Origin of the sequence: Streptomyces sp. MnatMP-M17 (assembly GCF_900091995.1) — a bacterium.
Classification (GTDB): domain Bacteria; phylum Actinomycetota; class Actinomycetes; order Streptomycetales; family Streptomycetaceae; genus Streptomyces.
This window is the reverse complement of sequence record NZ_FMDK01000580.1, coordinates 1-8,469: the sequence shown is the minus strand read 5'-3', so window position 1 is coordinate 8,469 and position 8,469 is coordinate 1. Positions and strand designations below refer to the sequence as shown.

Genomic DNA, 8,469 nt, shown 5'->3' with positions numbered 1-8,469 from the left:
TTTCGGGCCTGATTCCCAGTCGGAGTGGGCTGCCTTCCCGGCCCTTCGGCCGTTCCGACGTCCCGAACTCTAGCGGATTTCCCGGGCGACTCATAATCGAGCCTTCGAAATGGAATTCGGCATGCCGAAATACATCCCGGCTGGGAGATGGTGCTGAGTTGGGGTGCCGCTGCTGCGGCGTAAGTGATTGTCGCGGATCCGTTCCGGGCCCGTGACAACTCGAAGAACCTTACGGATCGGCCTGGGGTGTGTCAAACGAACCTCGTACCCCTCCCCGGGCACCTGGCCTAGCCCAGGTCCGTCAGCCGTCCTCCGGCGTCCGGCTGGGCGTGTTCCACTCGACGCAGCAGGCGGATCAGCATCTCGCCGAGGCCCCGGCGCTCGTCACCCGAGAGGTCCTGGAGCAGGTCCTCCTCGAACCGGGAGGCCATACGCATCGCCTCCAGCCACTTCGTACGGCCCTCGTCCGTCAGCTCCACGATCACCCGGACCCGGTTGTTCTCGTCGCGGTCGCGCGTGACCAGGCCGTCGCCGGCCATGCGGTCGATGCGGTGGGTCATGGCGGCCGGAGTGAGTCCGAGGCGCTTGGCGAGTTCGCCGGGGCCCAGACGGTACGGGGCTCCCGAGACCACCAGGGTCTTCAGGACCTCCCACTCGGCATTGCTGATGCCCAGCTCGGCGAGGTGGCGTCCGTACGAGACGTTCATCCGGCGATTGAGCCTGCCCAGCGCCGAGACGACCTGTTCGACCTGTGGGTCGAGGTCGTCGAACTCGCGCTGATAGGCCGCGATCTGCTCGTCGAGGCTCGGTTCCTGGAGACCCGGCGGGCCGGGCTTCTCGGGGGTGTCTGGCATCGGGGCAGTATCCCACGTATCTCCGTTGGCGTTGAAGTCCTTCGCTGTGTATTGTTGAAGTCCTAACTTTAGCTTCGAAGTCTTCGAGCTTGAGTGTTTGTTCTCCGTACTTCTTCCGTACTACCTCTGAGGCAGGTGAGTGTGACCAGGGCGATGGGCGCTGCGATGCGCCGGATCCAGGCAGGGAACGCGCTGAGTGCGTTCGGGCTCGGGTTCACAGTTCCGTATCTCTATGTGTATGTCGCCCAGGTCCGGCACCTGGGCGCGAGTACGGCCGGTGCCGTGCTGGCGGTCTTCGCCCTGGCCGCGCTGGTCGTCCTGCCGTTGACCGGGCGGGTCATCGACCGGCGCGGGCCGCTGCCCGTGCTGGTGACGGGCGCGGTGCTGGCGTCCATGGGCGCACTCGCCATGGGGCTGTCGTGGAGTGTCACGACGGCCGTCCTGTCCGCCGCGCTGCTGGGCGCCGGGACCGCCGTCATGCAGCCTGCGCTGGCCACGATGATCGTGTGGTGCTCCACTCCGTCGACGCGGACCCGGGCCTTCGCCACCCAGTTCTTTCTGGCGAACCTGGGGCTCGGGGTCGGCGGGCTGATCGGCGGGCAGATCGTCGACGAGAGCCGGCCGGACACGTTCACGCTGCTCTTCTCTGTCGAGGCCGCGATGTTCCTCGTACTGGCGGCCATCGCCGCCACGGTCCGGCTGCCTCGGCCGACCGCGGTCCCACGCGCGGTCAAGGACGGCGGGAACGCTGAGGGCGGCGGAGTGCGGACGATGCTCGGGCATCGCGCCATGGTCCAGCTCTGTGTGCTCGGGTTCGTGGTGTTCTTCGCGTGCTACGGGCAGTTCGAGTCGGGGCTCGCCGCATACGGCACCGAGGCCGCCGGGATCGATCCTTCGACGCTCGGGATCGCGCTGGCCGCGAACACCGCGGTGATCGTCGTCGCGCAGTTCGTCGTTCTGCGGCTGGTCGAGCGGCGCAGGCGCAGCCGGGTGATCGCGGCGGTCGGGCTGATCTGGACGTTCGCCTGGCTCGTCGCGGGATTCGCCGGGCTCGGTCATGGCAGCCGGACGATGGCGACGGCCGCGTTCATCGCCACGTACGCGCTGTTCGGGCTCGGCGAGGCGATGCTGTCGCCGACCGTGGCGCCGCTGGTGGCCGATCTGGCACCGGCGTCGATGGTCGGGCAGTACAACTCGGCGTTCGCCCTGGTCAAGCAGCTCGCGCTGGCGGTCGGTCCTGCGGTGGGCGGGCCGATGGGAGCCACGCTGCACGGTCCGTACATCGTGACGTTCGTACTGTTCTCGCTGGGCATCACCGTGCTGGCGCTGCGACTGGGCAGGCGGCTCACGCCCGTACAGGATCAGCCGTCGCTCCTGTCGGCCTCGCGTCTGGTCGCCCGGCACCGGCCGGAGACCGCCGAGTCGGCCCCCACCCCAGCCCACACCCCGGCACCGGCCTCGGTCGGCTGAGCCCTTCCCGTACGTCGGCCCCGTACACCAATCCCGTACGCGCCGGTCCCGTACGCGTCAGTGCGGCAGCGCGAATTCGCACCAGACGGCCTTTCCGCCGCCCGGTGTACGGCGTGAGCCCCAGGACGAGGCGATCGTCGCGATGATCGAGATACCGCGGCCCGCCTCGTCCGCCGGTTCCGCTCTGCGCCGGCGCGGCAGATGCTCGTCGCCGTCCGTCACCTCGATGATCAGCCGGCGGTCGGTGCGACGGAGTCTGAGGCGCATGGGCGGAGTGCCGTGCTGGAGGGAGTTCGCCACCAGTTCGCTGGTGGCGAGCACGCCCAGATCGCACAGCTCGACCGGGAAGCGCCAGGAGGCGAGCACGCCCGTGGCGAAGGCGCGGGCGCGCGGAGCCGCCTCGATGCCGCCGAGCAGATCGAGCGCCGCGTTGTGGAACAGCTCCGCGTCCGGGCCCGTACGGGACGGGTACTGGAGGACGAGCACCGCGACATCGTCGTCATGGTCGGCGGTGACGCCCAGGGAGCGGATCAGCCGGTCGCAGACGACCTGCGGCGAGCCCTGCGCGCCGGCCAGGGCGCGCTCCAGGGAAGCGACGCCCTCGTCGATGTCCTCGCCCCGGCGCTCGACCAGACCGTCCGTGTAGAGAACGGCGGTGGAGCCGGGCGCGAGCGGGATCGTGCCCGAGCTGTGGAGCCAGCCGCCGGTGCCGAGCGGCGGGCCCGTGGGATCCTCGGCCCGCTGGACCGTACCGTCCTCCGCGCGCACCAGGATCGGCAGATGACCGGCTGAGGCATAGACGAGCCGGCCCTCGTTCGGATCGTGGACGGCGTAGACACAGGTGGCGATCTGGCTGGCGTCGATCTCGGAGGCGAGCCCGTCGAGGAGTTGGAGCACCTCGTGCGGCGGCAGATCGAGCCGGGCGTAGGCGCGGACGGCGGTACGGAGCTGGCCCATGACGGCCGCCGCGCGGACCCCGCGGCCCATGACATCGCCGATGACCAGGGCCGTACGCCCGGCGCCGAGCGTGATCACGTCGTACCAGTCGCCGCCGACTGCGGCGTCCTCGCCGCCCGGCTGGTAGGTGGCGGCGACGCGCAGATCGTCCGGCTGCTCCAACTCCTGCGGGAGGAGCGAGCGCTGGAGAGTGACGGCGGTCTTGCGGTGTCTGCGCTCGCTGGTGCGCAGCCGCTCGGCCGCCTCGGCATGGGCGGTGACATCGGCGGCGAAGACCAGCACACCGCCGGTGCCCCGGCAGTCGACGGGCGTGCAGGTGACGGTGTACGAGCCCTCGCCCGCGACCTGGACCTTCCGGGACTTGACCGTACGCGGCTTGCCGCTGCGCAGCACCTGGTCCAGCAACGGGAGCAGTCCCAGCTCGGCGAGTTCGGGGCAGCTCTCGGCCGCGGTGGTGCCGGGTGCACGCGGGCCGAAGGCCGTCGCGTACGCGTCGTTCACGTAGGCGACGCGGTGCTCCGGGCCGTACACCAGGGCGACGAGCGCGGGCAGCCCGCCGAGGATCTCGCCGACGGAGAGGTCTTCGAGGGCGGGGACGTCCGTCACCGGGTCGGGCCGCTGTTCGTACTCGGCGCGGGCCGCGGGCACGGAACCGCGGTCGGTCCGCGCGGCGGCGCGGCGCTGCGTACCGGGGAGGCGGGCGCTCCAACGCGTGAAGTTCACGGATTCTCAGGCCTCATGGTGTCGTGTAACTGTTCGTCTTGGCCGGGCTGGTCTGGCCTGGCAGGTCGTCGGGGCCGGTTGCGCCGAGCGGGCCGGATCACTCTGTGCAGATGTGAACCCACCTATGGTCACACGTCCGGTGTGGCCGGGCGCACTGACAGGGGCGTCGGCCGTGTTCGGGTCGTACTCGGGTCGTTGACGCCGGCCGTGCCCGGCCGGTGCCGGCCGGGCGCTGCCGTTCCGTTCCGTACGGTCCTTACCGGTCCTTGCGTCCTTACCGTCCTCCGGACGGTGACGTCGGTGACATCACGTGTCCTTCGGTCGTTCGCCGCCCGCGGCGAGTTCGAACTCGGCGCGCGGGTGTTCCAGCGAGCCGAGCGAGACGATCTCCCGCTTGAAGAGCCCGGATAGGGTCCATTCCGCGAGGACGCGGGCCTTCCTGTTGAAGGTGGGGACACGGCTGAGGTGGTACACGCGGTGCATCAGCCAGGCCGGAAAGCCTTTGAGCTTACGGCCGTAGACGTGCGCCACACCCTTGTGGAGGCCCAGGGACGCAACCGAACCCGCGTACGCGTGACGGTAGTCCTGAAGAGGCTCGCCGCGCAGCGAAGCGAGAATGTTCGCCGCGAGAACTCCGGCCTGACGCAGGGCGTGCTGCGCGTTGGGCGCGCACTCCTTGCCCGGCTCGTCGGCCGTCAGATCGGGTACGGCCGCCGCGTCACCGGCCGACCAGGCGTGCTCGACGCCGTCCACGGAGAGCTTCGCCGTACATCGGAGCCGGCCGCGCGCGTCGAGTGGCAGATCGCTGGCGGCGAGGATCGGATGGGGCTTGACTCCGGCGGTCCAGACGACGGTACGGGTGGGGAACCGGGCGCCGTCGCTCAGCACGGCGATCCGGTCCTCGCAGGAGACGAGGCGGGTGTCGAGCCGTACGTCGATATTGCGGGCGCGCAGCTCGCGTACGGCGTAGACGCCCATCTCGGCGCCGACTTCGGGCAGGATCCGGCCGGTGGCCTCGACGAGGATCCACTTCAGATCGTCGGCCTTGATGTTGTGGTAGTACCGCGAGGCGTAGCGGGCCATGTCCTCCAGCTCGGCGAGCGCCTCGACGCCCGCGTAACCGCCGCCCACGAAGACGAAGGTGAGAGCGGCGTCGCGGATGGCGGGATCGCGGGTGGAGGAGGCGATGTCCATCTGCTCGATGACATGGTTGCGCAGACCGATGGCCTCCTCGACGGTCTTGAAGCCGATGCCGTGTTCGGCGAGGCCGGGGACCGGGAGAGTGCGGGAGACGGAGCCGGGCGCGAGGACCAGTTCGTCGTAGGTGATCTCGACGGTGCCGGTGCCCTCCTCCTCCGAGGCGAGGGTCTTGAGCGTCGCCGTGCGCTGTGCGTGGTCGATGGCCGTGGCCTCGCCGATGATGATCGTGCACTTCTCCAGCACACGGCGGAGCGGGACCACGACATGGCGTGGCGAGATGTTTCCCGCTGCCGCTTCGGGCAGGAACGGCTGATAAGTCATATAAGGGTCGGGAGAGACCACTACGATCTCGGCCTCGCCGTTCTTCAGCTTCCGCTGGAGGCGCAGCGCGGTGTACATCCCGACGTAGCCGCCGCCGACAACCAGAATGCGCGCACCGGGCGTGGGTGCGGGGGTCGTTCCCGGGGAGATCTCAGCCTTCACCATCCCATGACGCAACGGGGCCCGGTGTTTGTCCACAGCCACGACAGATTGTGTGACCGGAGGCCGTCAGCGGTCGCGGACGGGCAAAACCGCAGGTATTGGCGGAGGGCCGCAGGTCAGCGTGGGCGCCGGGGCCGATGGACGCCGGATGAATCAGGCATCTTCCGGTCCTTGCTCCGATCGGGGGGCGCTCTGTGCGGAACTACCCTCTTCTGAATTGACCCGGGCTCAACTATGTTCGTACCTCGTCGGCGTGTCCGGTCCGTGACTGGGTCCGCACGCTCGGCTGTCGAGGCGGGGGTCTCCGGGGGGAGACATCATTACCGGGGGAACGGTTATGCACATTCAGGATTCGCATTGGCAGACCGCCGTCGTCACGGACGGCGACGGACGGGCGGGGACGGGCGGGACAGCCCGCTCGGCGCCGTTAAGGGTGGACGCACAGCGCAATCTGGAGCATGTACTGCGCGCGGCTCGCGAGGTGTTCGGCGAGCTGGGCTACGGGGCTCCGATGGAGGATGTGGCGCGACGGGCCAGGGTCGGCGTCGGCACGGTGTACCGGCGCTTCCCGAGCAAGGACGTGCTGGTGCGGCGGATAGCCGAGGAGGAGACCTCCCGGCTGACCGACCAGGCGCGTACGGCGCTGGGCCAGGAGGAGGAACCCTGGTCGGCGCTCTCCCGCTTTCTGCGTACGTCGGTGGCCTCCGGCGCGGGACGGCTGCTTCCGCCGCATGTGCTGCGGGTGGGCGTGGACGTCGAGGACGTGTCGGCGGGCCTGAGCGGGCAGGACGAGGTGCGGGTGCCGCAGCAGCGGCAGGCCGGCGCACCCGATCTGCGGGTGATCGGTCATCGGCTGTCACCGGAGGAGCTGGACGATCCGGGCGCGATGGAGCTGCTGGAGGTCGTCGGGCAGCTGGTGGAGCGGGCGCGGGCCGCGGGTGAGCTGCGCGGCGATGTGTCCGTGGCCGATGTTCTGCTGGTGATAGCCACGGCGGCGCCTTCGCTGCCGGACGCGGCGCAGCAGGCGGCGGCTTCGGCACGGCTGCTGGACATTCTGCTGGAAGGGCTGCGGTCGCGGCCGGTGTGAGCGGGCTGTGATCGTGGACCGTGATCGGTGGGCGGTGGTCCGGTTCGTGCCTTTGGTGCGGGCCGGGCGGCTGCGCACCGGCTCGGTTCCGGCTCGGGCCGTCGTCCTCGGCCCGGGTCGGGTTGCGCCGGGTCGAGTCGGTCGCGTCGGATCGGCCGTCTTCGAACTGGCTTGGCGGTAAACGCCGTTGAGGCTTCCCCGAACGAGTGAACGTTCATGCAGGACTCGGGGAAACGTCCCCGGATGAGTGGTTGCCTGGCGCGAAGGGCAGGGCATCGCGGTGCTCTGTGGCACTCTGTCCCGGTGTTCGGGTCAGAGGGTGCGTTCAGAGGGCGCGTACGGGGGCTTCCGCGATGAGCGGTGACGGACGGGACGAGCCGCTCGGTGGCGGTGGTGCCGACGGCGATACGGAACCCGACGGAGCGGCTCAGCGGCAGGTGCCGAGCCAGGGCGGGCCCAAGGAGGTGCCGGGTCCGGTGGTGCCGGGCGGCCGGGTCGGCTCCGGTGGTCCGGTCGCGGCCGGTGGTCCTGGTGGTCCCACTGCTCCTGGCGGTCTCGCTGGTTCGACGGGTGCGCCGAGCGTGCCCGAGCAGAGCGGGCCCGGTGGTTCGGGAAGGCCTGCGGGTTATGCCGGTCCTCCGATGCCGCATCCTTCGACCGGTTCACGGTCCGGGGCGGGCGAGGCGGAGAGCAGTGTGCCCCCGCAGCGCGAACGCCTCGGCGGCGCGTCCCTGTCGTCGTCCCCGTCGTCGTCTCCGTCCCTGTCCGAGTCGGCGGAGACCGTGGAGTCGGCAGAGACCGTCGAGCTGCCCGTGGCCGAGCCGGAGACGGCCGAGGTGCCTCCGTCGGACGCCGATCTGATCCAGCGGATGCGGGACGGCGACGACAGCGCGTACGAGGAGCTGTTCCGCAGGCACGCGCACGCGGTGCGCCGTTATGCCCGTACGTGCTGCCGTGACGCGCACACCGCCGACGATCTGACGGCCGAGGTGTTCGCCCGTACCTTGCAGGCGGTCCGAGGCGGAGCCGGGCCGGAACAGGCGGTGCGTGCCTATCTGCTGACGACCGTACGACGGGTGGCCGCCTCCTGGACGAAGTCCGCGAAGCGGGAGCAACTGGTCGAGGACTTCGCGGTGTTCGCGGCGCAGGCCGTCCGCTCCTCCGAGGTCTCGGACGTGGACACCCTCGATCTGGGCGCGGACGTACTGGCGATGCGCGAGGCCGAGCAGTCCATGGCCATGCAGGCCTTCCGCAGTCTGCCCGAGCGCTGGCAGGCGGTGCTCTGGCACACCACGGTCGAGGAGGAGTCGCCGAGCGAGGTCGCGCCGCTCTTCGGGCTGAGCGCCAACGCCACGGCGGTACTGGCCAGTCGGGCGCGCGAGGGACTCAAGCAGGCCTATTTGCAGGCCCATGTGAATGCCGCGCTCACCTCGGGCGGCGACTGCGCCCGGTACGCGGACCGGCTCGGCGCGTATGCCCGGGGCGGGCTGCGGACGCGCGCGGAGCGCGGGCTGCGCAAGCATCTGGAGGAGTGCGCCAAGTGCCGTCTCGCCGCCGGTGAACTGGCGCATGTCAATTCCGCGATCCCGGCGCTGCTGCCGGTCGCGGTGATCGGCTGGTTCGCGGCGGGCTATTCGCTCAAGGCCGCCGGGATTGTGGTGGGCGGCGCCGTGGGAGCGGCGGGAGCAGGTGCCG

General features: G+C 70.4%; 6 protein-coding genes. 3 read left to right on the top strand and 3 right to left on the bottom strand.

All coding sequences use genetic code 11. The features are described from left to right. Positions 1–287 precede the first annotated feature (287 nt). Positions 288–854: a MarR family winged helix-turn-helix transcriptional regulator gene (locus GA0115259_RS24845; protein ID WP_093601147.1), complete on the bottom strand. Its 567-nt coding sequence runs from the start codon at positions 852–854 to the stop codon at positions 288–290. 153 nt (positions 855–1,007) lie between these two features. Between GA0115259_RS24845 and GA0115259_RS24840 the strand changes: the two genes are divergently transcribed. After that, positions 1,008–2,324 carry an MFS transporter gene (locus GA0115259_RS24840; protein ID WP_176732642.1) on the top strand — a complete coding sequence of 439 codons (1,317 nt, stop codon included), beginning with the start codon at positions 1,008–1,010 and terminating at the stop codon, positions 2,322–2,324. Positions 2,325–2,381: 57 nt separating this feature from the next. Here the strand turns inward: GA0115259_RS24840 and GA0115259_RS24835 are convergent, their stop codons facing one another. Further along, entirely contained in the window at positions 2,382–4,004 is a 1,623-nt protein-coding gene (locus GA0115259_RS24835) for an ATP-binding SpoIIE family protein phosphatase (protein WP_093601143.1), read from the bottom strand. Positions 4,005–4,310: 306 nt separating this feature from the next. Beyond that, the gene (locus GA0115259_RS24830) at positions 4,311–5,690 is read right to left on the bottom strand and encodes an NAD(P)/FAD-dependent oxidoreductase (RefSeq protein WP_093601141.1); all 1,380 of its coding nucleotides are present in this window, start codon (positions 5,688–5,690) and stop codon (positions 4,311–4,313) included. 334 nt (positions 5,691–6,024) lie between these two features. On the opposite strand from GA0115259_RS24830, the gene GA0115259_RS24825 reads away from it, so the two are divergent. Next, complete coding sequence (locus GA0115259_RS24825; protein WP_093601139.1) at positions 6,025–6,774, top strand: TetR/AcrR family transcriptional regulator; 750 nt, start codon at positions 6,025–6,027, stop codon at positions 6,772–6,774. 353 nt (positions 6,775–7,127) lie between these two features. Further along, a partial coding sequence (locus GA0115259_RS24820; RefSeq protein WP_237540478.1) for a sigma-70 family RNA polymerase sigma factor occupies positions 7,128–8,469 on the top strand: 1,342 nt, incomplete at its 3' end.

Excerpts from the sequence above, each read along its gene's own strand:
- GA0115259_RS24845 (WP_093601147.1), bottom strand. The coding sequence starts at position 854 with ATGCCAGACACCCCCGAGAAGCCCGGCCCGCCGGGTCTCCAGGAACCG.
- GA0115259_RS24840 (WP_176732642.1), top strand. The coding sequence starts at position 1,008 with ATGGGCGCTGCGATGCGCCGGATCCAGGCAGGGAACGCGCTGAGTGCG.
- GA0115259_RS24830 (WP_093601141.1), bottom strand. The coding sequence starts at position 5,690 with ATGGTGAAGGCTGAGATCTCCCCGGGAACGACCCCCGCACCCACGCCC.
- GA0115259_RS24825 (WP_093601139.1), top strand. The coding sequence starts at position 6,025 with ATGCACATTCAGGATTCGCATTGGCAGACCGCCGTCGTCACGGACGGC.